The organism is Microvirga arabica (genome assembly GCF_016811235.1).
Classification (GTDB): Bacteria; Pseudomonadota; Alphaproteobacteria; order Rhizobiales; family Beijerinckiaceae; genus Microvirga; species Microvirga arabica.
Map to the genome: position 1 here is coordinate 1 of NZ_JAFBID010000042.1, position 23,550 is coordinate 23,550.

Sequence of the window (23,550 nt, forward strand, 5' to 3'; positions counted from 1 at the left end):
CCGAACAGAAGCAAGACTTCGGCGACAGGACAGTCACTCAGGGGATTGACACCCAACGGCCCATTACAGAAGCACTACAACTACCCCAGCCTCATCAACTGTGAATAAGGCTGGGGTGGTTCTTCTCAGCTACACGATTGTGAAGTCAGCCTCAGACGTCCCAACGCGGAATAACTAAGAGCACCCGGTAGTCCCACCGCAGGTATCGCACTTGAGACACGTCCCGTTCCGCACTAGCGTGAAGTTGGCGCATTCGGGGCAGGCTTCGCCGACATAGCCCTTCATCTTGGCCTCGGCGCGCCGGTCGGCGACGGACGGGGCCGTGAAGGCGAGCTTGGACATTTCGGCTTCGCCGACCGGCTTCTCCTCCACCTGCACGGCAGGCTGAGCGAGTTCACCCTTCAACGCAGTCGCGCCGACGGTCATGCCAGTCGTTCGCTGAGTCACGCCCGTGGCGCTGCCACCGCCGCCGGGGATGAGCATGAGGCGGTCGGAATTACCGCGCACGAAGCCGCGGGACACGATGGCCGTGGCGGGGGCGGGCTCAGGCGCCTTCGACTGGTCCTCGCCCTTTCCGATGGTGGTGGGGCCCACTTCCGACGGATCCACGTGGGCGAGGTCGTTGCGGCCGAGATAGGACACGGCGAGCTCGCGGAACACGTAGTCGAGGATCGAGGTGGCGGACTTGATGCGCTCGTTGCCTTGGACGAAGCCGGCGGGCTCGAAGCGCGTGAAGGTGAAGGCCTCCACGTATTCCTCCAGCGGCACGCCGTATTGCAGGCCGAGGGAGATCGCGATGGCGAAGTTGTTCATCATGGCCCGGAAGGCGGCGCCTTCCTTGTGCATGTCGATGAAGATCTCGCCAAGGCGTCCGTCGTCGTATTCGCCGGTGTGGAGATACACCTTGTGGCCGCCGACCACGGCCTTCTGGATGTAGCTCTTGCGGCGGTCCGGCATCTTCTCGCGCTCGCGGACCCGCTCCACGCGCTCGATCACCTTCTCGACGATCTTCTCCGACACGTGGGCGGCTTTTGCCGCGGCCGGCATGGCGACCAGCGCTTCCACCGCGTCGTCCGCATCCTCGTCCTCATCGGCAATGAGGGCGGCGTTCAGCGGCTGCGAGAGCTTGGAGCCGTCGCGGTAGAGGGCGTTGGCCTTCAGCGCCAGCTTCCAGGAGAGCATGTAGGCGTTCTTGCAATCCTCGACGGTGGCGTCGTTGGGCATGTTGATGGTCTTGGAGATCGCCCCCGAGATGAAGGGCTGCGACGCCGCCATCATGCGGATGTGGCTTTCCACCGAGAGATAGCGCTTGCCGATCTTGCCGCACGGATTGGCGCAGTCGAAGACCGGGTAGTGCTCCACCTTGAGGAACGGCGCGCCTTCCAGGGTCATCGCTCCGCAGATGTGGATGTTCGCGGCCTCGATGTCGGCCTTCGAGAAGCCCAGGAAAGAGAGCAGGTCGAAGGACGGATCGTTGAGCTTCTCGGCAGGTACTTTCAGCGTGCCGGTGAGGAAGTCCTCGCCGAGCGTCCAGCGGTTGAACACGAACTTGATGTCGAAGGCCGATTTCAGGCCCTTCTCCACCGCGTCGATCTTGTCGTCCGTGAAGCCCTTGGTGCGAAGCGAGCCGGGGTTGATGGCCGGGGCCTGCTTCATGGAGCCGTGGCCGACCGCATAGGCCTCGATCTCGGCGATCTCATGCTCGCGGTAGCCCAGCGCACGGAGCGCGTCGGGCACGGCCCGGTTGATGATCTTGAAGTAGCCGCCGCCGGCGAGCTTCTTGAACTTCACGAGCGCGAAGTCGGGCTCGATGCCGGTGGTGTCGCAATCCATCACGAGGCCGATCGTGCCCGTGGGGGCGATCACGGTGGATTGCGCGTTGCGGTAGCCGTTCTTCTCGCCGAGCTCCAGGGCCTTGTCCCAGGCGGACTTGGCATGGGCGACGAGGTCCTGGTCGGGGCAGGAGGCGTGATCGAGCGGGACCGGGTTGACGGCCAGGCCCTCGTACCCTTGCGCCTCGCCATGGGCTGCGCGGCGATGGTTGCGGATCACGCGCAGCATGTGCTTCGCGTTGGCCTTGTAGTTCGGGAACGGCCCGAGCTCACCGGCCATCTCGGCCGAGGTGGCATAGGACACGCCGGTCATGATCGCCGTGATCGCGCCGCCGAGGGCACGGCCGGCATCGCTGTCATAGGGCAGGCCCATGGTCATAAGCAGGCCGCCAATATTCGCGAAGCCGAGGCCCAGCGTGCGGTACTCGTAAGACAGCTGCGCGATCTCCTTCGAGGGGAACTGCGCCATCATGACCGAGATTTCGAGCACCACCGTCCAGAGGCGGCAGGCATGCTCGAAGGATTCCGCGTCGAACTTGTGGTTCTGGCGGTCGAAGAACTGCAGCAGGTTGGCGGAGGCGAGATTGCACGCCGTGTCATCCAGGAACATGTATTCCGAGCACGGGTTCGACGCCCGGATGCGGCCACCGGCAGGGCTGGTGTGCCAGTCGTTCATGGTGGTGTTGAAGTGCAGGCCGGGATCGGCGGACGCCCAGGCGGCGTGGCCGATCTGCTCCCACAGGTCGCGGGCCTTCAGGGTCTTCACCACCTTGCCGTCCTTGCGGGCGGTGAGGTGCCAGTCGGCATCGTTCTCGACCGCGCGCAAAAAGTCGTCGGTGAGGGAGACGGAGTTGTTGGAGTTCTGGCCCGAAACCGTGAGATAGGCCTCCGAGTCCCAATCGGTATCGTACACGGGGAAGTCGATGTCCGTGTAGCCCTGCTTGGCGAACTGGATGACGCGCTTGATGTAGTTGTCCGGAATCTGGACGCGGCGGGCCAGCTTGATTTCCTTCTTCAGAGCCGGGTTCTTCTCCGGATCGAAGCAGGCATCGCCCTCGGCCTCGCAGTTAATGCAGGCCTTCATGATGGCCTTGAGGTGCTTGGCGGCGAGCTTGGAGCCGGTCACGAGGGCCGCAACCTTCTGCTCCTCCTTCACCTTCCAGTCGATGTAGCTCTCGATATCCGGGTGATCGACGTCGACCACCACCATCTTGGCGGCGCGCCGCGTGGTGCCGCCCGACTTGATCGCGCCGGCGGCCCGGTCGCCGATCTTGAGGAAGCTCATGAGGCCGGACGAGCGGCCGCCGCCGGAGAGCTTCTCGCCCTCGCCGCGCAGCTTCGAGAAGTTGGAGCCGGTGCCGGAGCCGTACTTGAACAGGCGTGCCTCACGGACCCACAGGTCCATGATGCCGCCCTCGTTCACCAGGTCGTCCTCGACGCCCTGGATGAAGCAGGCATGCGGCTGCGGGTGCTCGTAGGACGACTTGGACTTGGTGAGCTTGCCGGTCTTGTAGTCCACGTAATAGTGGCCCTGGCCAGGACCGTCGATGCCGTAGGCCCAGTGCAGGCCGGTGTTGAACCATTGCGGGGAGTTCGGCGCCACCATCTGGTTGGCGAGCATGAAGCGCAGCTCGTCATAGAAGGCCTGGGCGTCTTCCTCGGACGAGAAATAGCCGCCTTTCCAGCCCCAATAGGTCCAGCAGCCGGCAAGACGGTCGAAGACCTGCTTGGAGGAGATCTCGGAGCCGAGGCGCTGATCCTCAGGCAGAGAGGAGAGGGCGGCTTCATCCGGCACGGAGCGCCACAGCCAGGACGGAACGTCGTTCTCTTCCACCTTCTTCAGGCGGGCCGGGACGCCGGCCTTGCGGAAATACTTCTGGGCCAGCACGTCCGAGGCCACCTGGCTCCAGGTCTCGGGAACCTCGATGTTCTCAAGCTTGAAGACCACCGAGCCGTCCGGATTGCGGATCTCGCTCGTGGCGAGCCGGAAGGCGAGGGAGGAATAAGGCGATTGGCCAGACTTCGTATAACGCCGCTCGATCCGCATAGGTCACATCCTAAGTATTGAGGACAAACGTCCCCATGGCCGCGATTTGCCCCGCAGCTCATCAGCCCAAATAATTATTCGACGCCCCAACGATCCGTTCTTTGTCGGATCGCCCACGCAACACGCCTGAGTTACGGCCCCGTTCGGGCGTCACAGGTGGCGCGGCAACGGTGTTGCCACGGGCTCTGACGCCTGCTCTGGGGAGTGTTCAACCGGCCTCTTCAGGTCGGCCGCCGGTCTCTGGTCGGTACCCCGGCAAGCTAGTCGTGTTGCGAGCCTCACGTCAAGAACTTGTGTCGCGGCTCACAGTTCCGAACTATATGTTGTGTGTAGCTGTGAGAATTGTGGATAACAATTCCCCTTCCGGCTAAGCCTCTCAGACTCCTCTGAGAATCCGTTCCCGATTTTTGCAATGGCCAAGCTTCGCCGGCTCAGGGGCCCACGTGGAGTCATGCTTAACGGCGGGTATATGTTGTGCCGGCGCATCAATTCGTGGTCCGGGTGTCAGGCGCCCGTTCCGGACCCGAAATGGCCTGATTGCGCGAAATTCCGCTCCCACCCCTGGGGAAGGGGTGGATCCGAGAATCAGCCGGGTTTTCGCGACTCAGAAGGCTGGACTTCACCGACCCTTGCGGCCATATTCCGCGCAACTTCACGAACCCCTCCGGCGGCAGCAGCATGAAAGAGTTTTTCACCCAGTTCTTCACCTGGTGGAACGGACAGACCCTCGGCACGCGATTCTTCACCTGGCGCAAGGGCGTGTTCGTGGGCACGGACGAGTTCGGCAACACGTACTACCGCTACACGCAGGCGCAGGCGATCGACTCGAATGTGGGCGCCGAGCGCCGCTGGGTCGTCTATAACGGCGAGGCCGATGCCTCGAAGGTGCCGCCCGGCTGGCGCGCCTGGCTGTGCCATAACGGCGACGTGCCTCCGAGCGAGGAGGCCTACCAGCCGCGCCCGTGGGAAAAGCCCTACGTGCCGAACATGACGGGCACGACCCAGGCCTACCGGCCGCAAGGGTCCCAGCTCGGGTCCGGCCAGCGCCCCGCCGCCACGGGCGATTACGTGCCGTGGACCCCGGGGGAGTGAGGCTCCAGGCCTCCTCCTGACTCCTCATGCTGAAGAAAGCCCAAGCCCGCACCTGCATCGAGTGCGGGCTGCCCTATGGCCATGCCGACTTCACCTATCATGCCGGGCGGGTTGAGAGCGGTCCGGCCTATTGGTCGGAGCGAGGGCTTCTGTGTTCTCATGCCTGCTCGACGGCGCATTTCGAAAAGCGCGTGGAGGCGGGCGACCCGATGACCGAGCCGGCGCCGAATCCAATCGAGCAGGATTGGCCCTGAGCTGAGGTGTAAGCCTGCGCCCTCAGAACCGGCGCAGAAATGCGCGGCATCGCTCCAGGCATCGGGCGGCGGCCGCAGCATCGTAATCGGGCAGGCTGCGGTCGAGAAAATAATGTCCCACGCCGTCATAGCGATGCAGGTCCAGGGCGATATCTCCCGCTTCGCCGGCCCAATCGGTGAAGACCTGCTCCTCGTCGAAGGGGTCGGGACGGGCAATGTGCGCTGAGACCGGCAAGCCGGCGCGCCGGGGCTGCATCCAAGGAGCTGGTCCGGCCAGAAGCAGGGCGCCCGGCATGCGGGGCCGCCCGCCCCAGAACCGTCCAATCAGGAACGCCCCGACGGAAATGCCGGCAAGGACCGCATCCTCGGGCGCCTCTGCCAGCGCCGCGCGGGCTCGCACCTCGATCGCCTCTTGGCCGATTTCCTCTTTCAAACGAAAGCCTTCGTCATAAGAATCGACTGGCCGACCGCCGTAGAGGTCGGGCAGAATGACCGTATGGCCATCCGCCTCGAAGGCTGCGGCAATCTCCCGCTCGGCTGGCCTCAGGCCAAGGACAGAATGGAAGAGAACGATATGGGTCATCAGCTTCAACCCTTCGGATGGAAGTAAGATTGGCGCCTCACAGGTGCCTCGGAAAAGAGGCCGAAGGCTTGAATGACATGGCCTCGCGGCACCTCCACATTGCGTGCGACGCCCGAGCCCTTCAGAACTCCGCCGCGCTCGTCAGGCTCCGGATCGCGGTAGGTGCCGCCATCGCCCAGGGTGCAGTTCTGACATCGGATCGGCCCCAGGATCTGAGCACCGCGGCCGATGCGGCACGAATGGCTCAGCGACCCGCCGCCGAGGAGGCGGGCACCGTCGCCGATCTCGATGACCTCGCTTGAGCCGGCCTTGATCGTGAAGCCGCCTTCCTCGCCGATCTCGACGCCCGCGCCGATAGTGATCGTTCCGCCGGTGGCGACGATGCGCGTTCCAGGGAGGAGATACGTCCCTCGTCCGATCACGATCCGTCCAAGATCCAAAGCCTGAAGAACGACGTTTGGCCAAAGAACGATGCCGTCCTCCAGCTGCACATCGGCAGATACCAGAGCTGATCTGGGATCCGGGATCAGAACGCCGCGATGGGCGAGGGCAGCGGTTTCAGCCAGCGACAGGAAGCCGAGTTGTCGTCGGGCATCGTCACCTGGAAATTGGGCTTGGCTCATGCAGGTATGTTCGCTCCCAAGGTCGCTCGCAGGCGTGAGAGCTTAGTCGACCAGTCCCGATCATGAACAGCCCAACGAAACAGAAGGGCGTTCGTGTTTCCGTACGAGACTACGTTCCGTAATTCAGCTTTGGATACCAATCCGTGCCGCGGCCCTCGGGTGTCATGTCGAGCACGTTCCACAGGGGGGCGAGATCAGGGGCGCCGCGCGGGTCCTGGCCTGGATCGGCGGAATCGCCGGTCATCTCTCCGCTCCAGAAATGCCGGATGGTGCCGTCGCGGCGGGTGAAGACGTTGAAGCTCGGGATCTCCGAGCCGTCCTCAAGCACCCCGTGGTAATCGCGGGAATAGTTGCCGGTGAGATCGGTGTAGAGCCGCAGGTTCGCCCAGCCACGTTCCTTTTTCCATGCAATCAGCCGCTCGATCGGGGAGCGCGCCACGACGGCAAGCGCCATGCGCTGCTGAATGTCGGCGCCGTTACCTTCGAACGCACCGAGCAGGTTGGTGCACATGGGGCAGGGGCGCTCGCGCTGCGGGCCAAACATGTAGCTGTAGATGGCAAGCGACTGCTTGTCGCCGAAGAGGTCGGCGAAGCTCACCGGGCCGTTCTCGCCCTCGAAGCGGTAGTCACCTGTCACCTCGCCGCCGGGCGGCAGGGCCCGGCGCTGGGCCGCGACGCGCTCTAGGTGTCGCCGCAGCTCGATCTCCTCTGCCAGCAGGGCGGTGCGGGCCGCGCGGTACTCGGCGCTCTCGTTCGGAAAGCGCACCGGGGAGCGGCGCGCGAGTTCTTCGGCGGGAACGAGCGTGTCGTGCATGGGATGCTCCTCGATGGTCGAGTTTACGATTTGCGCGGGCCGACGAGGCCGAACAGGGCTCCCTGCGGATCGCTGGCGACGATGATGTAGATGTTGCCAGGAACTTCGGCGGGTCCGTAATGAATGCTGCCGCCATTGCCGGACACCGCCTGCGCAGCGGCATCGATGTCGGCGATGCCGAAGTAGAAGTTCCACATGGGGGGCGGTCCTCCAGGCATGTGCCGCATCACGGCGCCGATCGTCTGGTCGCCCTGGTTGATGAACTGATAGTCGCCCATCTCGCCCATGGGCATGGCGTCGCCCTTCTCCCAGCCGAAACGGGCCTTGTAGAAGGCGAGCGCCGCTGCCGGATCGCTGGTGGAGAGTTCGTTCCACTGGCAATGCCCAATGCCGTTCGGCGAGAAGGATGTGCTCGTTTCCTCCGACGCGCCGCGCATTACGTAGAACGGGACGCCTTGCGGATCCGCCAGCAGGGCGAAGCGGCCGACGCCCGGAATGTCGGTCGGCGGCATGTGCTGCGCGCCACCCGCTTGAACGATGTCGGCAGCCGCTTCATCGACGTTGTCGACGCCGACATAGCCGAGCCATCCCGGGCGCATGCCTTCGGCCTTTGCCGGAACTGGCATGAAGCCGGCAATGTCGGTGCTGCCCATCGCGAAGAGCCTGTAGCCGTTATCGGCTTCTTCCATCGCCCGGCTCTGCCAGCCGATCACCGTGCCGTAGAATCGGGCGGCAGCGTCGACGTCGGTCGTCAGGAGTTCGTACCAGATGAAGTCGCCATGCTTGTTGGTCATGGTGCACCTCAGACGTCGAGGATCGGCATGAAGCCGCCGAAGATCATGCGCTTGCCGTCGAAGGGCATCTGCTGGCCCATGGCCTCCATCCGCGGGTCGGTCATGATCTTCTCTTGGGCAGCGTCGCGAACTTCCTTGGATGGGTATTCAATCCAGCTGAAGACTACGACCTCATCGTCCTTCGCCTGCACGGAGCGGCGGAAATCGGTAAGCTTGCCGTCGGGCACATCATCGCCCCAGCATTCGACCATGCGGGTGGCGCCGAACTCCTTGAACAGGGGCGCCGCCTCGGCCGCATGCTTCCGGTAAATTTCCTTCTTGTCAGCCGGAACGGCCAACACAAACCCGTCTACATAGGCCATGGCGTCTCTCCCTCGTTTCTCTGAACTGTAGGTCAGCGAAGCATCCCATCGTGACACTTCGTTGCATGTTTCTCTTGACATTTACGTTGACATCAACCTAAATAGAGCATGTCAAACGAGCAAGCGATTTCCTACGAGACAACCCACCTAGTCCGTGACACCTGCCTGTGCCTGCATGCGCAGCGGGCAGCCCGCGCCCTGTCGCGGCGCTTCGACGAGGCGCTGCGGCCGACTGGGATCACCTCGGGCCAATTCTCCCTGCTCAATGCCCTCAACCGGCCCAAGCCTCCGCCGATCGGCCCCGTCGCGCAGCTGCTGGCCATGGACCGGACCACGCTGACTGCCGCCCTGAAGCCGCTCGAGCGGGATGGGCTCGTGACTATCGCCCGCGATCCGGAGGACCGCCGCAACCGCCTTCTCGGCCTCACGGACCGGGGGCGGGAGGTGCTGGCCGCAGCCGTTCCGATCTGGCGCGACCTTCACGCCGCCATCGAGGCAGGCTTGCCGGAGGTGCAGCCTGAAGCTCTTCGCGGCGGGCTCCGGGCGCTCTCGCAGGCGGGCTGAGCTTCAGGGCAGGGCGACCGTGGGCCTTATCTTCCCGGCTTGCCCTTTTTCCATCATGGTTCACGTGCTATCGCGTTGCCGAAGTGACAGCGGGCGCGGCCAGGCTTGGCCGCACGGGAAACGCCAGATCGAACTTGGCTTGGACAGCATGATGAAACTCGGATGGACGCGGGCGGCCCTGGTGTTCGCATCGCTACTCGGCGGCCTCGGCGCAGCACAGGCGGACAGGATCAAGAATCCCACGGCCGTGTTCTCGGGCCTCGACAAGATCACCGGGCGAATCGTGTCGTTCGAGGTGGCGGTCGATGAGACGGTTCAGTTCGGCGCGCTCCAGGTGACGCCGCGGGTCTGCTTCACCAAGCCGCCCACGGAAACGCCGAACACCACGTCGTTCATCGAGGTGGACGAGCCCGGATCTGAAGGAAAGGGCAAGCGGGTCTTCTCCGGCTGGCTCTTTGCCGCGAGCCCCGGCCTGCACGGCCTTGAGCACCCGGTCTACGACATCTGGCTCGTGGACTGCAAAGGCGGCACCGAGGTGATCGCGGAGCCAAAGGAAACCCCCGAGGAACTGCCGCCGATCCAGGACGCAGCCCGCGGCCCGAACGATCCGGCGCGGCCCGGCGACATCATGACCCCGGCCGGAGGCACCGCCCCGCGTCCGCCTGCCGTCGAGACTGCACCCCTACGCCAGCCGGCGCCTCAGCGCCAGCAGCCTGCCCGGCGCCCGGCCGCGCCGATCATCAACTCGGATCGCCCGAATTAAGGGGAGCTGATGGCGGCGAGCGCTTCCTCCCCGCTCACAATCCTGTCTCGCGGCCAGACGCTCCAGTCGGCCCCATGCTCCATGGCATTTCGCAGCATCTGCTTATAGGTCCGCCGCGGAACCTCGGTGGCGCCGAACTGCGCCAGGTGCGAGGTCACGAACTGCGTGTCCAGCAGAGAGAACCCGCCCCGGCGCAGGCGCGCCACGAGATGCACGAGGGCCACCTTCGAGGCATCGCGCTCCGTATGGAACATGCTCTCGCCGAAGAAGGCGCCGTTCAGCCTGACCCCGTAAAGCCCGCCGACCAGACGGCCCTCCTGATAGACCTCTACGGTGTGGCAGTAGCCGGCATCGAAGAGCTCGCCGTAGAGCTCCCGGATCCGCCGGCTGATCCAGGTCTTCTCCCGGTCGGCCGCGGGCGCGGCGCAACCGGCGATCACCGCATCGAAATCCTGGTCGACCCGAACCTGGAAGACATCGGAACGAACGGTGCGGGCGAGGCGCTTAGAGATGTGGAAATCATTGAGGGGAATGATTCCCCGCTCGCGCGGCTCAACCCAGAACAAGGACGGATCATCCGCATCCTCCGCCATGGGAAAGATCCCGGCTGCGTAGGCTTTCAGCAGGATATCGGCGGTAATCTCGGGTGCGTGATCAGACGCATGGCTCATGCTTGATTTTGTACCAAGGAATGATGACTCCGTCCAACTTGTGTCACCGCTCCTGATCCGACAACGCCCGTGACTGGGTTCAGGTCCCAGCCGCCTGGAGGCTTCGAACAACGATTTTGTTGCTCTGCCGTGAATAGCTCTTGCGGGTCGTCTCGATGCGGGGAATGTCGGCGCCGTGCCGAGCCAGGAAGTCGAGCATTTGCTCCGGATCATCGAGCGGAACGTCTGGCCGCTGCTCGAGGTACTTGGGCAGATCGTAGGTCCACCACTCGCTCTGCTGAAGTCGTTTGACAAGCGAAGGCTCGAACAGGTATTTCACCACCTGCACGGGATTCCCAACAGCGACCGCATAGGGAGGCACGTCCTTCGCCACCACGGCGCCGGTTCCGATGATCGCCCCGGCTCCAATCGTCACGCCAGGAAGAATGATGGCGCGGGAGCCGATCCAGACATCGTGCCCGATCTGCGTTCTCTTGCCGTAGCCCTCGAAGGTGAAGGGCGGCCGGTATTTGCGGCTATGAGAATAGAGATTCGTATACGGGAAGGGGTGGGATGAAAGCCATTCCTTGGGATGGGCGCTCCCGCGCATGTTCACGTTGTCGCCGATAGAGCAGTACCGCCCGATGATGGCGTGCTGAATCTCGGTTCGGGGAGAAATGTAGGAGTAAGCCCCGATCTCTGCTCCCGCCACATGGGCTGAGTGGAAGATCTTCACAGGAGCTTCCCAGATCAGGCCGTCACCAATCGTTCCACCGAGATCGAGACCATGCTTGAGAAGGAAGGCTTTCACGCCTTCCTTAGAGGAAGCTGGCTGGGCGGTGGTCATGGTCGGTCGGCTTGCTCGGGTAAGTTCGTATGATGTTACATAACTTTCCGGAGCAAGCCTAATTTTTTCAGCGCCTCACGGCTGCTCGTCGCCGAGCCCGCCCGTCTTCAGGAAATTCTCCAGCCAGTGGATGTCGTACTGGCCGTTCTGGATCTCCGGATTGCGCACCAGGGTGCGGAAGAGCGGGAGCGTGGTGTCGATGCCGTCGACCACAAACTCGTCGAGAGCCCGGCGCAGGCGCATGAGGCACTCGTTGCGGGTGCGGCCATGGACGATGAGCTTGCCCACAAGGGAGTCGTAGTGCGGCGGGATGCGGTAGCCCTGATAAGCCGCCGAATCGACGCGCACGCCGAGGCCGCCGGGCGGATGGAAGTAGCTGATCGTGCCGGGCGAGGGGCGGAAGGTCGATGGATGCTCGGCATTCACGCGGCACTCGATGGCATGGCCCTCGATCCTGATGTCTTCCTGCCTCACCGAGAGCGGATGGCCTGCCGCCACGCGGATCTGCTCGTTCACCAGGTCGATGCCGGTGATCATCTCTGTGACGGGGTGCTCCACCTGGATGCGGGTGTTCATCTCGATGAAGTAGAACTCGCCGTCCTCGTAGAGGAACTCGATGGTGCCTGCGCCTGCATATTGGAGCTCCTGCATGGCCTTGGCCACGACGCCGCCGATGCGCTCACGCATCTCGACGTTGAGGGCCGGCGAGGGGCCTTCCTCCCAGACCTTCTGGTGACGGCGCTGGAGCGAGCAGTCGCGCTCGCCCAGATGAATGGCGCCGCCCTTGCCGTCGCCGAGAATCTGGATCTCGATGTGGCGCGGCTTCTCGAGATATTTCTCGATGTAGACCGCATCATCGCCGAAGGCGGCCTTGGCCTCCGTCTTCGCGGTCTGAAGCGCGTGGACGAGGTCCTCTTCCGTCCGCGCCACCTTCATGCCGCGCCCGCCGCCGCCGGCCGCCGCCTTGATGATCACCGGATAGCCGATCTCCTTGGCGACGCGCTTGGCCTCGTCGTCGTCGGTGATGCCGCCTTCCGAGCCGGGCACGCAAGGGATGCCCAGGCGCTTGGCCGTGCGCTTGGCCTCGATCTTGTCGCCCATGATGCGGATGTGTTCCGCCTTCGGGCCGATGAAGGCGATGCGGTGATGCTCCAGCACCTCCGCGAAGCGCGCGTTCTCGGACAGGAAGCCGTAGCCGGGATGGATCGCATCGGCGCCGGTGATCTCGCAGGCGGCGATCAGGGCCGGGATGTTGAGATAGCTGTCGCGGGCGGCCGGCGGGCCGATGCACACGCTCTCGTCGGCAAGGCGCACATGCATGGCATCCGCGTCGGCGGTGGAATGCACCGCCACGGTGGCAATGCCGAGCTCCTTCGCGGCGCGCAGGATGCGCAGGGCGATCTCGCCTCGATTGGCAATCAGGATCTTATCGAACATATCGCGCCTTACTCGATGACGAGGAGGGGTTCGCCGTATTCAACAGGGGTTCCGTCTTCGACAAAGATGGCCGTCACGGTGCCGGCGCGGGGCGCCACGATCTCGTTGAAGGTCTTCATGGCCTCGACGAGCAGCACCTTGTCGCCGGCCTGCACCTTGGAGCCGATCTCGACGAAGTTCTTCGCATCCGGCGACGGCTTGCGGTAGGCAGTGCCGACCATCGGCGAGAGCACGGCGCCCGGGTTGGGTGCGCCCGCCTTCGTGGCAGCCTCGGCCGCAGCGGCCACGGATGGCGGCGGTGCCACGACCGGAGCAGGAGCATGTTGAGCTGCGGGAGCCGCCACCGGAACGGTCACGGCGGCCGTGACCATGCGCGCCACGCGGATGCGAAGGTCGCCCTTCTCCACTTCGATCTCGCTGAGATCCGTGTCGGCGATCAGATTCGCCAGCTCGCGGACGAGATCAGGATCGAAAGGGTTTTCCTTGGCCATGGGGCTTACCTCTGCTTTTTTGAGGAATTAGTGCTGGGAGGGTTTCGCCTGGCGGACCCGCTCGGCCATCACCCGGTGAACCGCTTCCAGGCCGAGCAGGTAGCTCATGGGCCCGAAACCACAGATCACGCCGACGGAGACGGGCGCTATGAGCGAGCGATGGCGAAAGCCCTCGCGAGCATGAACATTCGAAAGATGGATCTCGACCGTCGGAGCGCCGCTGCCGGAGATGGCATCGCGGAGCGCGATCGAGGTGTGGGTGTAGGCACCGGCATTGATGACGATGCCGGCTCCCTGAGCTCCCGCCTCGTGGATCCAGTCGACCAGATGTCCCTCATGGTTCGACTGGCGGAAGGTGACTGCCGCCCCAAGGGCCTCGGCCTTCTCGCGCACGAGCTTCTCGACGTCGGCCAGCGTGGTGCTGCCATAGATCTGAGGCTCCCTGCGGCCGAGCAGGTTGAGGTTGGGTCCATTGAGGACGAAGACGGTGGTCATGGGGTTAAGGAGCGTTCCTTGAAGCCCCGCCAGGCGGAGCCGAAACGCCCTCTTAGCCAAAAGGCGGGCAGGGGGGAAGGGGAAAACCGGGGCTTTCCCAAGCTTGGCGGGGGGATCCGATAGGGCAGAGTGGCGTTTCGAGCCTTTATTGCGGATCCCACTGTCATTCCGGGGCGCCGCAGGCGAGCCCGGAATCCATAACCGCTAACCACACAGAAAGAAGCGTAACGCTGCTAGCCCGTTCTTGAGGTGTCGTGTTTATGGAATCCGGGCTCCGCTGCGCGGCCCCGGAATGCCAGAGCGAGTTGGACTACCCGCAATTCGCCTTGCCGCACTGGCGGACATTGTCCACGAGCTGCTTCAGGGGCTCCAAGCCGACTGCGCCGGGGATCACCGTCTCGCCGACAATGAAGGCGGGGGTCCCGGAGAGGTTCAGCTTGTCGCCGAGCGCCATGTTCTCCTGGAGGGCGTTGCGGATCTCGGCGCTCTCCACGTCCTTCTGCAGGCGGGCCATGTCGATGCCCATCTCCTTGGCGACCGTCATGGCGCGCTCGCCGTTCACCCGACCGCGGGTGTCCATGACCTTCACGTGGTAGTCCAGGAGCTTCTGGCCCTGGAGCTGGTTCTTGACCGCGAGCGCCACCCGGCTAGCCTCGACGGAATCTGGGCCGAGGACGGGGAAATCCTTCAGGACGACGCGGAGCTTGGGATCGCTCTTCATCAGGGCCTGGACGTCCGCCAGGGCCTTCTTGCAGTAGCCGCAATTGTAGTCGAAGAACTCGACCAGGGTGACGTCTCCCGACGGGTTGCCAACCACGTAGGAATGCGAGGCGTTCAAAAGCGACTGCCGGGTTTCCTTCACGGCGCCGGCCTGGGCCACCTGCTGCGCTTCCGCCTGCCGCTTCTCCAGCTCGGCGATCACCTCGGTCAGAACCTCGGGGTTCTTGATGAGGTAGTCCTTCACGATCTCGCCGATGGCCTGCTTCTGCTGGTCGGTGAAAACCGGGCTCTGCGCCATGGCGGCTTGGGCAAGGCCCAAGGTGCCGACAAGGGCGATGGCCTGACCGATTCTGAGAAGCGAAGAGCGCATTTCGGGTCCTTTGTGGAGTTCGTGAGACAAGTCTGTCCTTTAAGGATGGTTCAAGGCGGACTTGAGACTCGTCTATTCTATCGCGAGTTAGCGGCTTAAGGCGTGCGGCGTCAAATCACGGGTTTGTATCGCAGACCTCACTGTCATTCCGGGGCGCCGAAAGCGAGCCCGGAATCCATAACCGCTAACGATTCAGAATGATGCGGGACTCTGCCTACCTCCATGGAGACGTCGTGTTTATGGATTCCGGGCTCCGCTGCGCGGCCCCGGAATGACAGTGCATACTTGTGAACGATCTTGAGGCCATCTCCGCATCGGGCTACGACCCTCTCCATGACCAAATCATCCGCCGATCTGCACCAGCCCCTCATTGCGCGCCGCATGGACCGCGTCGCCTCGTTCCTGGCCATGGACGTGCTGAGCGCGGCCGCCGCCAAGGAGCGGCGGGGAGACAGCGTGATCCACATGGAGGTGGGTCAGCCCTCGGCGCCTGCGCCGCGAGCCGCGCGGGAGGCCGCAAAGGCGGCCCTCGACCTTGGCCGTGTCGGCTATACGGAGGCGCTTGGCATGTCCGCCCTGCGCGAGCGGATCGCCCGGCATTATAAGGGCACTTATGGGGTGAGCATCGCACCGGAGCGGGTGGTGGTGACCACCGGCTCCTCGGCCGGGTTCGTGCTGGCTTTCTTGAGCCTTTTCGATCCGGGCCAGCGGGTGGCGATCACGGCGCCGGGCTATCCGGCCTATCGCAACATCCTGGAGGCGCTCGGCATCGAGCCGGTGACGATCCCGCTCACCAAGGCGGACGGCTGGATCATGACCGCCGAGTCCGTCGCGAAGGCTCACGCGGAGAAGCCCCTGCACGGCATCCTGGCTATGAGCCCGGCCAACCCATCCGGCACCATGATTGGCCGCAAGGCGCTCGCCGACCTGGGCGAGATATGCCGCCGCCTGGGGCTGTGGTTCGTGTCCGACGAGATCTACCACGGCCTCACCTATGGCGAACCGGCCTCGACCGCGCTTGCCTCCGACGACGATGCAGTCGTGATCAACTCGTTCTCTAAATATTACTGCATGACCGGCTGGCGCATCGGGTGGATCGTGGTGCCGGAGCGACTCGTGCGCCCCATCGAGCGCCTGGCCCAGAACCTCTACATCTCGCCGCCCTACCTGTCGCAGGTGGCGGCGCTCGCCGCCTTCGATGCGATGGAGGAACTCGAGGCCGTCAAGGCCGCTTACGCCCGCAACCGCGCCTATCTGCTGGAGGAACTGCCCAAGATCGGCATCACCGAGATGCACCCGGTGGACGGCGCCTTCTACATCTATGCCGACATCGCCCGCTTCACGAACGACTCCATCGGTTTCTCGAAGCGCATGCTGGAGGAGGCGGGCGTCGCCGCAACGCCTGGTCTCGACTTCGATCCGCTGGAGGGCTCGCACTACCTGCGCCTGTCCTTCGCCGGCTCCGAGAACGATTGCCGCGAGACGGTTGCGCGGCTGAAGGGGTGGCTAACGTAAGGACGCAGACCCTTTGCCGTCATGCCCGCACTTGTTGCGGGCATCCACGTTTTAAGGCGGCAAAGACGTGGATGGCCGGGACAAGCCCGACCATGACGTGGGAGGCACAGCCTCAACGAAAAATGCCCGGCTTCGAGCCGGGCATTTCTTTTTGAACCTTAAGATCCGCTCAGGACCGACTTGGCCTTGGACCACCAGCCGGCGCGCTTGGGGCGCTCCGGGTCGGGCGGGGTCAGCACGACGGCGACCGGCTCGGGCTCCGGGATGACCGCTGCGGGAGCGGCAGGCTCCTCGGCCACGGGCTGTTGCGGAGCCACGATGCGCTCTTCCTGGGCAGCAGGCTTAGGCATCTCGGCCACGGGCTGCGAGTCTGCGGGAGAAGACGCGTCGGAGACCGGTGCGGCTTCCGCCTGATCGGGGGCGACGAAGCCTTCCTCCTGGGCGGACTCGCCAGCCTCGTCACGGCCGCGTCCACGACCCCCGCGGCGACCGCGACGGCGGCGGCGTCCCCCGCGATCATCCTCGGATTCGCCAGCCTCCGCCGATGCCGCCTCGGATGTCTGGACTTCTGCCTCGTCCTCACCGGACTCGCCTTCGGATTCGTCGCCCTCGGCGCTCTCGTCACCCTGATCCGTTCCGGCAGAAGCCTCGCGGTCACGGCCCCGACGGCGACGACGGCGACGGCGACGGCGACGATCACCTTCGCTTTCGCCCGGCTCGCCGCGCTCCTCGCTGGCTGCCTCGGTGTCCTCGGCGGCGGCCTCTTCCGTCTCGACCTCATCCTCCTCAGGCTCGTCCATGGGCACGATGGCGTCGATCTGGATGCCGGTCGCGGCCGACTTGTGCTCCAGCTTGAGAGCAGGGTCGCCGCGGTCGATGGCGTAGGTGGTGTGGCCCTGCAGGGTGTCGTCGGCCACGATGGAGATCGCGACGCCGAAGCGGCTCTCCAGCTCGCGCAGGTGAATGCGCTTCTGGTTCAGGATGTAGAAGGCTGCTTCCATCCTGGTGCGGACCACGAGGTTGTAGCCCGAATTCTTGATGAGGGTTTCCTCGATCGAGCGCAGCACCTGCAGGGCCACGGACGGCGTCGAGCGCACGAAGCCGGTGCCGGCGCAGTGCGGGCAGGGGATCGAGGAGGATTCGAGCACGCCTGTGCGGATGCGCTGGCGCGACATCTCGAGCAGGCCGAAGGGCGAGATGCGGCCCACCTGGATGCGGGCGCGGTCGTTCTTCAGGCACTCGTTCAGCTTCTTCTCGACGGCGCGGTTGTTCCGCTTCTCCTCCATGTCGATGAAGTCGATGACGATGAGGCCGGCAAGATCGCGCAGGCGCAGCTGGCGGGCGATCTCCTCGGAGGCTTCGAGGTTCGTGCGGAGCGCAGTGTCCTCGATGTTGTGCTCGCGGGTGGACCGTCCCGAGTTCACGTCGATGGAGACGAGTGCCTCCGTCGGGTTGATGACGAGATAGCCGCCGGATTTCAGCGTCACCACGTTCGAGAACATGGCATCGAGCTGGGCCTCGACTCCGAACTTGGCGAAGAGAGGCTGCGGATCGCGGTAGGGCTGGACCAGCTTCGAATGGCTCGGCATGAGCATCCGCATGAAGTCCTTGGCCTCGCGATAGCCGTCCTCACCGGCGACCATCACGTCGTCGATGTCCTTGTTGTAGAGGTCGCGGATGGCGCGCTTGATCAGCGAGCCTTCCTCGTACACGAGGGCAGGGGCGGCAGACTTGAGGGTCAGCTCGCGCACGCTCTCCCACAGGCGCATGAGGTATTCGTAGTCGCGCTTGATCTCGGGCTTGGTGCGCGAGGCGCCGGCCGTGCGCAGGATGATGCCCATTCCCTCGGGCACCTCCAGCTCCTGGGCGATTTCCTTCAGGCGCTTGCGGTCGGCTGCGTTGGTGATCTTGCGCGAGATGCCACCGCCCCGGCCCGTGTTGGGCATGAGCACCGAATAGCGGCCGGCAAGCGACAGGTAGGTGGTGAGCGCCGCCCCCTTGTTGCCGCGCTCTTCCTTGACGACCTGGACCAGCAGGATCTGGCGGCGCTTGATGACTTCCTGGATCTTGTACTGCTTGCGGGGCGTGCGCCGGCGCTGGGGCAGATCCTCGATGGCGTCGTCGCCGCCGAGCTGCTCGACGATCTCGTGCTCCTCGACGTCGTCCTCGTCTTCGTCGGATTCATCCTCGTCGTCGGATTCCGCGTCGTCGTCCGTCGAAGGCGACTTGGCCTCTTCCGTGGTTTCGTCACCTTGCGGAGCCTCGATATGGGCTGATCCCTCGACGGCTTCGAGAGCCTCTTCATTGGCGCCCTCGGTGGGCGTGGCACCCTCGATCTCGGCCGGAGCCGCAGCTTCCGAGGTCTCCGAAGGAGCTGCCTCGCCGTTGGGTTCAGCGCCCTGAGAAGCAGCCTCTACGCCTTCCTCGGCGCCGGCCTCGGCTTCGGTCGAGACGACGGTCTCGTCGTTCTGGGCTCGCCGCGGCGAGGAACGGCGACGACGGCCGCCACGACTGCTGCGGCGCTCCTCCTCGTGCTCCTCCTCGCGCTGAGCCTCGGCTTCAGCTTCGAGCAGGGCTTGCCGGTCGGCGACCGGGATCTGGTAGTAATCGGGGTGGATTTCGCTGAAAGCCAGGAACCCGTGGCGGTTTCCGCCGTATTCCACAAAGGCCGCCTGGAGAGACGGCTCGACCCGGGTGACCTTGGCGAGATAGATATTCCCGCGCAGCTGCTTCCGGTTAGCGGATTCGAAGTCGAATTCTTCGACCTTCTGACCGCGTACCACCACGACCCGGGTTTCTTCCGGGTGGGAGGCATCGATGAGCATCTTGTTTGCCATGTTGAACTCTCGACATGGCGATCGAGGGCAGGACCTGAGGCAGGGGCCGCATTGTGGGCGGTAAGGCACGCCGCAAGCGAAGGCGACGGGCTGAAATTGCGTTCGGAGTGCTGTCGATCGCCATCCTGCGCCGCGAGGGGGCGCATTCTGGGTTGAATTGGGCCGGCACTGGGCCGGAAAGGGTGGTGCTGGGGCGTGCGCGAAGGGATACGCGCGATTCGAACGATGCAGAAACGAAGGTCATAGCTGACTTCGTGTTTGCAACCATTCGAGACGGCCCTTTCGTAGATATCGATGGGCCGGGTGAACCGGCCATCGGCGAGTGGCGACAGGCGTCGCCCTGTGATCCTGTCCGTAGCCTGTCGAGGGTGAGGCGGTCCCTGAAGGATCGGTCAACACAACCGTCTCCCCTGGAGCCGCCGTCAGATTCGGCCATGCCGGACGGGATCAAGATCATTACAGATCGAATGGGGCATTTGGCAAGATGCTGTCTCACTGTGCCATGAATGCAACAGAGTCTCAGTAAACGGCCGATGAGCGTGAGGTTCCGTTAACCAAACGCCCACTATGAGTATAGGAAAGGACGCTCGAAACATAGCGATCAGCGATGCCTCTTTTCCCCTTCATACGCCTTATTGGCGCGTGTCTCGTGGCGATCATCCTCGCCGCCGGGACGGGGCGTGCCTGGGCACTGGGAGCTAGTGCTAAGCCCGCGACCCCGATCATCGCCGCGGCCGCGGCCGTTGAGCAGGACGGGGCGAAGACCCGGTTCAAGGTCACCCTTTCGAAGCCCGTCACGGCGCAGGTCTCCCTTATGGAGCGCCCGGACAGGCTGATTATCGACCTGCCGGAAGTTGCCTTCCATCTGCCGGCCGAAGCCGGGCGCAGCAAGGAAGGGCTCATTGCCTCCTACCGTTACGGTCTTTTCGCGCCGGGCCGCTCCCGCGTGGTGATGGAGCTCGCGCAGCCGGCAATCGTCTCCGGCCTGACGACCACACCGGACGCGACAGGCGCCGCCACGATCCTGACCATCGAACTCTCCCGCGCCGATCGGGAGGAGTTCCGCAAGGCCGCATCGGGAAGCGCCGCTCCAGCGAAGGAAGGCCCCGCGCCTGTCGTACAGGCTGCCAAGGATGCCCGTCCGGTGATCATGATCGATCCCGGGCATGGCGGCATCGATCCGGGTGCGGCGGCCGGTTCCGGAAACGTGGCCGAGAAGGATCTGGTGCTCTCCTTCGCCCAGAGGCTGAAGAAGAAGCTTGAGGACGGCGGGCGCTACAAGGTGCTCATGACCCGCGACCAGGACGTGTTCGTCTCCCTGGGCGACCGGGTACGTGCCGCCCGCGCGGCCCAGGCCGACCTCTTCATCTCGATCCATGCCGACTCGATCTCTGGCGGGCAGGATGTGCGCGGACTGACGGTCTATACCGGGTCCGAGCGCGCGTCCGACGCCGATTCCGCCCGGCTGGCGGACCGCGAAAACAAGGCCGATGCGGTGGCCGGTGTCGAATCGGGCGAGATGCCGGACGATGTGTCCGACATCCTGATGGACCTCACCCTTCGGGAGACCCGCGGCTTCTCCCACGGCTTCGCCACCCGCCTCGTGGGCGAGTTCGATTCTGTGGCCCGCCTCAACAAGAACCCCCACCGGCAGGCCCGCTTCCAGGTGCTGCGGGCGCACGATGTGCCGTCCGTTCTTGTCGAACTTGGCTATCTGTCCAGCCAAAAAGACTTAGATTTGTTGATGTCGGAGGAATGGCGGGCCAAGATGGTCTCGGCCATGTCGAATGCCGTGGACCGCTTTTTCGCGACCCGGCTCGCCCGGAGGGGCGCTGCCGCAGTTTTACCATAGAGTAGGTGTGGATACCCGTAGCGGGGGCGCGATTCATCGGATAACGAGGGTCCGCTTTTCAAGATCTACATAAACGGGCGCCTGAAGGCGCCGTCATGGAACACCTTCGGATGCGCTTCGTCCTACGATTCTTCGGCTTTCTCTTCAGCGTTGGAGCGATCTTCTTCCTGATCGGCGCTGTCGGGCTCGCATACGGCTTCTGGTTCTATTCGAAGGACCTGCCGGAGCACGCCCAGCTGGCCGATTACGAACCGCCGGTGATGACCCGCATCCACGCGTCGGACGGCAGCCTCATTGCCGAATACGCCCGCGAGCGCCGGCTCTACGTGCCGATCGATTCCGTGCCCAAGCTTGTGATCGGAGCCTTCCTGTCGGCCGAGGACAAGAATTTCTACAAGCACCCGGGCATCGACCCTGAGGGCCTTATCCGCGCTGTCGTGGTCAACCTGCGCTCGGGCGGGGCGCGGGAGCAGGGCGCCTCCACGATCACCCAGCAGGTTGCCAAGAACTTCCTGGTCGGCAACGAGAAGAGCTATGAGCGCAAGATCCGCGAGGCGCTGATCGCGCTGCGCATGGAATCGACCTTCTCGAAGGACAAGATCCTCGAGCTTTACCTCAACGAGATCTTCCTCGGGACCCTGACCCCGGGGCGCAACCTGCACGGCATCGCGGCCGCGGCCCTCGATTATTTCGGCAAGTCGATCCACGAGCTGACCATCGCCGAAGCCGCCTATATCGCGGCCCTGCCGAAGGGGCCGAACAACTACCACCCGTTCCGCCAGCGCAAGGCCGCCGTCGAGCGCCGGAACTGGGTGATCGAGCGTATGGCCGTCAACGGCTATATCTCCAAGGAGGCGGCGGAGGCCGCCCAGAAGGAGCCGCTCAACGTCAAGCCTCGCAACGTGTCCCCGAACAGCATTGCGTCCGGCTATTTCGCCGAGGGCGTGCGCCGCGACATCGCCGAGCGCTACGGTGAGGAAACCCTCTATGAAGGCGGCCTGCTGATCCGCTCGACCCTCGATCCCAAGATGCAGGCCATGGCCCGCAAGTCGCTCGTCGACGGCCTCGTGCGCTTCGACGAGGCGCGCGGCTGGCGCGGCGCTCAGCAGAAGATCGATCTGGCGGGCCGCGAATGGGGCCTGGCCCTGTCCGAGGTGCCGATCCTCGGCGACGTCCAGCCTTGGCGCCTCGCTGTCGTGCTGGAGGTTGCGCGCGGACAGGCCAAGGTCGGCTTGCAGCCCAGGCGGGAGGCCTCCGGCCAGGTGGTGAAGGAGCGCGAAACCGGCACTGTCGGTGCCGACGGTGTGAGATGGACGCGCCGACCCGTCGAGCGTGCCGTTTCCGTGGGCGACGTGGTCTATGTGGAGCCGTTGGCCGACAAGGAGGGACAGTTCCGCCTGCGCCAGATTCCCGAGATCTCCGGCGCCATCGTGGCCATGGATCCGAATACGGGCCGCGTCCACGCCATGGTGGGCGGCTTCTCCTACGACCAGAGCGAGTTCAACCGGGCCATCCAGGCCATGCGTCAGCCGGGCTCGTCGTTCAAGCCGCTCGTCTACGCGACGGCGCTCGACAACGGCTATACGCCCTCATCCCAGATCATGGACGCGCCGTTCGTGCTCGACATGGGGCCGGGCCAGGAGGCCTGGGCGCCGAAGAACTACGACGGCAAGGCGGGCGGCCTGCGCACCCTGCGCTATGGCATCGAGCATTCCAAGAACCTGATGACGGTGCGCCTCTCCAACGAGGTCGGCATGCCGGTGATCGCGGAATATTCCCGGCGTTTCGGCGTCTATGACGACATGCTGCCGCTGCTCTCCATGTCGCTGGGTGCCGGCGAGACCACGGTCATGCGCATGACGGCAGCCTACTCGATGTTCGCCAATGGCGGCCGCCGCATCAAGCCGACCCTGATCGACCAGATCCAGGACCGCAACGGCCGCACGATCTACCGTCACGACGACCGCAAATGCGCGAACTGCAATGCTGAGAAGTGGGACGGCGGCGCTGCGCCCAAGCTCACCGAGAACCGAGAGCAGGTGATCGACCCGCTCACGGCTTACCAGATGACCTCGATCCTGGAAGGCGTGGTCCAGCGCGGCACCGCTCAGACGGTCAAGGCCGTCGGCAAGCCGCTCGCGGGCAAGACCGGCACCACCAACGACGCCAAGGACGTGTGGTTCGTCGGCTTCTCGCCGGATCTCGCCGTGGGCGTGTTCCTGGGCTACGACCAGCCGAAGTCCCTGGGCAATGCGGCCACCGCCGGCCAGTATGCGGCACCGGTCTTCCGCGACTTCATGCAGATGGCGTTGAAGGACAAGCCTGCGACGCCGTTCCGCGTGCCGGCCGGCATCAAGCTCATCCGCGTCAATGCTTCCACCGGAACCCGCGCGGGCGGCGAGGGCGGCGGCACGATCCTGGAAGCCTTCAAGCCCGGCCAGTCCCCGCCGGAATTCGTCCCGCCGGAGCCTGAGGAAATCCCGCAGGCGGAATACGCGCCAGCTCCTCCCGGAGCGCCCCGGCAGGCTGGCGGTGTCGGACCCGGCGGATTGTACTGACGGGCTCTCGTCGCCATATCGACACCATCCACATCAGGACAACCGTAGGC

At 64.5% G+C, this 23,550-nt stretch carries 20 protein-coding genes; 7 read left to right on the forward strand and 13 right to left on the reverse strand.

What is annotated here, in order from left to right; all coding sequences use genetic code 11:
- Positions 1 to 174 precede the first annotated feature (174 nt).
- Positions 175 to 3,879 carry a vitamin B12-dependent ribonucleotide reductase gene (locus JQC81_RS19205; RefSeq protein WP_203273389.1) on the reverse strand — a complete coding sequence of 1,235 codons (3,705 nt, stop codon included), beginning with the start codon at positions 3,877 to 3,879 and terminating at the stop codon, positions 175 to 177.
- Positions 3,880 to 4,557: 678 nt separating this feature from the next.
- Between JQC81_RS19205 and JQC81_RS19210 the strand changes: the two genes are divergently transcribed.
- On the forward strand, positions 4,558 to 4,971 hold the full coding sequence (locus tag JQC81_RS19210; protein ID WP_203273390.1) for an NADH:ubiquinone oxidoreductase subunit NDUFA12: 414 nt from the start codon (positions 4,558 to 4,560) through the stop codon (positions 4,969 to 4,971).
- A 26-nt stretch (positions 4,972 to 4,997) separates the two neighbouring features.
- On the forward strand, positions 4,998 to 5,225 hold the full coding sequence (locus tag JQC81_RS19215) for a hypothetical protein (RefSeq protein ID WP_203273391.1): 228 nt from the start codon (positions 4,998 to 5,000) through the stop codon (positions 5,223 to 5,225).
- 22 nt (positions 5,226 to 5,247) lie between these two features.
- On the opposite strand, the gene JQC81_RS19220 is transcribed toward JQC81_RS19215, so the two are convergent.
- The 5 genes from JQC81_RS19220 to JQC81_RS19240 form a co-directional block, all read right to left on the reverse strand.
- Positions 5,248 to 5,808, reverse strand: coding sequence for a dienelactone hydrolase family protein (locus JQC81_RS19220; protein WP_203273392.1), 561 nt, complete (start codon positions 5,806 to 5,808; stop codon positions 5,248 to 5,250).
- Between the two features lie 5 nt (positions 5,809 to 5,813).
- Positions 5,814 to 6,431, reverse strand: a complete 618-nt coding sequence (locus JQC81_RS19225) for a hypothetical protein (RefSeq protein ID WP_203273393.1) — start codon at positions 6,429 to 6,431, stop codon at positions 5,814 to 5,816.
- A gap of 109 nt (positions 6,432 to 6,540) precedes the next feature.
- Positions 6,541 to 7,245, reverse strand: coding sequence for a DUF899 family protein (locus JQC81_RS19230; RefSeq protein WP_203273394.1), 705 nt, complete (start codon positions 7,243 to 7,245; stop codon positions 6,541 to 6,543).
- A gap of 23 nt (positions 7,246 to 7,268) precedes the next feature.
- Positions 7,269 to 8,039, reverse strand: a complete 771-nt coding sequence (locus JQC81_RS19235; protein WP_203273395.1) for a VOC family protein — start codon at positions 8,037 to 8,039, stop codon at positions 7,269 to 7,271.
- A gap of 8 nt (positions 8,040 to 8,047) precedes the next feature.
- The gene (locus tag JQC81_RS19240; RefSeq protein ID WP_203273396.1) at positions 8,048 to 8,401 is read right to left on the reverse strand and encodes a DUF1428 domain-containing protein; all 354 of its coding nucleotides are present in this window, start codon (positions 8,399 to 8,401) and stop codon (positions 8,048 to 8,050) included.
- A gap of 108 nt (positions 8,402 to 8,509) precedes the next feature.
- Between JQC81_RS19240 and JQC81_RS19245 the strand changes: the two genes are divergently transcribed.
- The gene (locus JQC81_RS19245; protein ID WP_203273397.1) at positions 8,510 to 8,965 is read left to right on the forward strand and encodes a MarR family winged helix-turn-helix transcriptional regulator; all 456 of its coding nucleotides are present in this window, start codon (positions 8,510 to 8,512) and stop codon (positions 8,963 to 8,965) included.
- A 151-nt stretch (positions 8,966 to 9,116) separates the two neighbouring features.
- Positions 9,117 to 9,728, forward strand: a complete 612-nt coding sequence (locus JQC81_RS19250) for a DUF2155 domain-containing protein (RefSeq protein WP_203273398.1) — start codon at positions 9,117 to 9,119, stop codon at positions 9,726 to 9,728.
- On the opposite strand, the gene aat is transcribed toward JQC81_RS19250, so the two are convergent.
- From aat to JQC81_RS19280, 6 genes are all read right to left on the reverse strand, one after another.
- Entirely contained in the window at positions 9,725 to 10,399 is a 675-nt protein-coding gene (gene aat / locus JQC81_RS19255; RefSeq protein WP_203273399.1) for a leucyl/phenylalanyl-tRNA--protein transferase, read from the reverse strand. The two genes, JQC81_RS19250 and aat, sit on opposite strands and share 4 nt — an antisense overlap.
- A 79-nt stretch (positions 10,400 to 10,478) precedes the next feature.
- Complete coding sequence (locus JQC81_RS33915) at positions 10,479 to 11,225, reverse strand: CatB-related O-acetyltransferase (protein WP_203273400.1); 747 nt, start codon at positions 11,223 to 11,225, stop codon at positions 10,479 to 10,481.
- Positions 11,226 to 11,300: 75 nt separating this feature from the next.
- Positions 11,301 to 12,662: an acetyl-CoA carboxylase biotin carboxylase subunit gene (gene accC / locus JQC81_RS19265; protein WP_203273401.1), complete on the reverse strand. Its 1,362-nt coding sequence runs from the start codon at positions 12,660 to 12,662 to the stop codon at positions 11,301 to 11,303.
- A gap of 8 nt (positions 12,663 to 12,670) precedes the next feature.
- A complete protein-coding gene (accB, locus tag JQC81_RS19270) occupies positions 12,671 to 13,153 on the reverse strand; it encodes an acetyl-CoA carboxylase biotin carboxyl carrier protein (protein ID WP_203273402.1) in 483 nt (160 codons plus the stop codon).
- 27 nt (positions 13,154 to 13,180) lie between these two features.
- Positions 13,181 to 13,648, reverse strand: coding sequence for a type II 3-dehydroquinate dehydratase (gene aroQ, locus JQC81_RS19275; protein ID WP_203273403.1), 468 nt, complete (start codon positions 13,646 to 13,648; stop codon positions 13,181 to 13,183).
- Between the two features lie 310 nt (positions 13,649 to 13,958).
- A complete protein-coding gene (locus tag JQC81_RS19280) occupies positions 13,959 to 14,738 on the reverse strand; it encodes a DsbA family protein (RefSeq protein WP_203273404.1) in 780 nt (259 codons plus the stop codon).
- A 333-nt stretch (positions 14,739 to 15,071) separates the two neighbouring features.
- Here JQC81_RS19280 and JQC81_RS19285 point away from each other — a divergent pair, with 333 nt between their 5' ends.
- The gene (locus tag JQC81_RS19285; protein WP_203273405.1) at positions 15,072 to 16,253 is read left to right on the forward strand and encodes a pyridoxal phosphate-dependent aminotransferase; all 1,182 of its coding nucleotides are present in this window, start codon (positions 15,072 to 15,074) and stop codon (positions 16,251 to 16,253) included.
- A 158-nt stretch (positions 16,254 to 16,411) separates the two neighbouring features.
- Here JQC81_RS19285 and JQC81_RS19290 read toward each other — a convergent pair whose 3' ends face one another.
- Positions 16,412 to 19,090, reverse strand: coding sequence for an Rne/Rng family ribonuclease (locus JQC81_RS19290; RefSeq protein WP_203273406.1), 2,679 nt, complete (start codon positions 19,088 to 19,090; stop codon positions 16,412 to 16,414).
- Positions 19,091 to 19,739: 649 nt separating this feature from the next.
- Here JQC81_RS19290 and JQC81_RS19295 point away from each other — a divergent pair.
- Together JQC81_RS19295 and JQC81_RS19300 are read left to right on the forward strand one after the other, a co-directional pair.
- Positions 19,740 to 20,942, forward strand: coding sequence for an N-acetylmuramoyl-L-alanine amidase (locus tag JQC81_RS19295; RefSeq protein WP_312887557.1), 1,203 nt, complete (start codon positions 19,740 to 19,742; stop codon positions 20,940 to 20,942).
- A 110-nt stretch (positions 20,943 to 21,052) separates the two neighbouring features.
- Positions 21,053 to 23,500, forward strand: coding sequence for a penicillin-binding protein 1A (locus JQC81_RS19300; protein ID WP_203273426.1), 2,448 nt, complete (start codon positions 21,053 to 21,055; stop codon positions 23,498 to 23,500).
- The last annotated feature ends 50 nt before the right edge of the window (positions 23,501 to 23,550 follow it).

Excerpts from the sequence above, each read along its gene's own strand:
- JQC81_RS19205 (WP_203273389.1), bottom strand. The coding sequence starts at position 3,879 with ATGCGGATCGAGCGGCGTTATACGAAGTCTGGCCAATCGCCTTATTCC.
- JQC81_RS19210 (WP_203273390.1), top strand. The coding sequence starts at position 4,558 with ATGAAAGAGTTTTTCACCCAGTTCTTCACCTGGTGGAACGGACAGACC.
- JQC81_RS19215 (WP_203273391.1), top strand. The coding sequence starts at position 4,998 with ATGCTGAAGAAAGCCCAAGCCCGCACCTGCATCGAGTGCGGGCTGCCC.
- JQC81_RS19220 (WP_203273392.1), bottom strand. The coding sequence starts at position 5,808 with ATGACCCATATCGTTCTCTTCCATTCTGTCCTTGGCCTGAGGCCAGCC.
- JQC81_RS19225 (WP_203273393.1), bottom strand. The coding sequence starts at position 6,431 with ATGAGCCAAGCCCAATTTCCAGGTGACGATGCCCGACGACAACTCGGC.
- JQC81_RS19230 (WP_203273394.1), bottom strand. The coding sequence starts at position 7,245 with ATGCACGACACGCTCGTTCCCGCCGAAGAACTCGCGCGCCGCTCCCCG.
- JQC81_RS19235 (WP_203273395.1), bottom strand. The coding sequence starts at position 8,039 with ATGACCAACAAGCATGGCGACTTCATCTGGTACGAACTCCTGACGACC.
- JQC81_RS19240 (WP_203273396.1), bottom strand. The coding sequence starts at position 8,401 with ATGGCCTATGTAGACGGGTTTGTGTTGGCCGTTCCGGCTGACAAGAAG.
- JQC81_RS19245 (WP_203273397.1), top strand. The coding sequence starts at position 8,510 with ATGTCAAACGAGCAAGCGATTTCCTACGAGACAACCCACCTAGTCCGT.
- JQC81_RS19250 (WP_203273398.1), top strand. The coding sequence starts at position 9,117 with ATGAAACTCGGATGGACGCGGGCGGCCCTGGTGTTCGCATCGCTACTC.
- aat (WP_203273399.1), bottom strand. The coding sequence starts at position 10,399 with ATGAGCCATGCGTCTGATCACGCACCCGAGATTACCGCCGATATCCTG.
- JQC81_RS33915 (WP_203273400.1), bottom strand. The coding sequence starts at position 11,225 with ATGACCACCGCCCAGCCAGCTTCCTCTAAGGAAGGCGTGAAAGCCTTC.
- accC (WP_203273401.1), bottom strand. The coding sequence starts at position 12,662 with ATGTTCGATAAGATCCTGATTGCCAATCGAGGCGAGATCGCCCTGCGC.
- accB (WP_203273402.1), bottom strand. The coding sequence starts at position 13,153 with ATGGCCAAGGAAAACCCTTTCGATCCTGATCTCGTCCGCGAGCTGGCG.
- aroQ (WP_203273403.1), bottom strand. The coding sequence starts at position 13,648 with ATGACCACCGTCTTCGTCCTCAATGGACCCAACCTCAACCTGCTCGGC.
- JQC81_RS19280 (WP_203273404.1), bottom strand. The coding sequence starts at position 14,738 with ATGCGCTCTTCGCTTCTCAGAATCGGTCAGGCCATCGCCCTTGTCGGC.
- JQC81_RS19285 (WP_203273405.1), top strand. The coding sequence starts at position 15,072 with ATGACCAAATCATCCGCCGATCTGCACCAGCCCCTCATTGCGCGCCGC.
- JQC81_RS19290 (WP_203273406.1), bottom strand. The coding sequence starts at position 19,090 with ATGGCAAACAAGATGCTCATCGATGCCTCCCACCCGGAAGAAACCCGG.
- JQC81_RS19300 (WP_203273426.1), top strand. The coding sequence starts at position 21,053 with ATGCGCTTCGTCCTACGATTCTTCGGCTTTCTCTTCAGCGTTGGAGCG.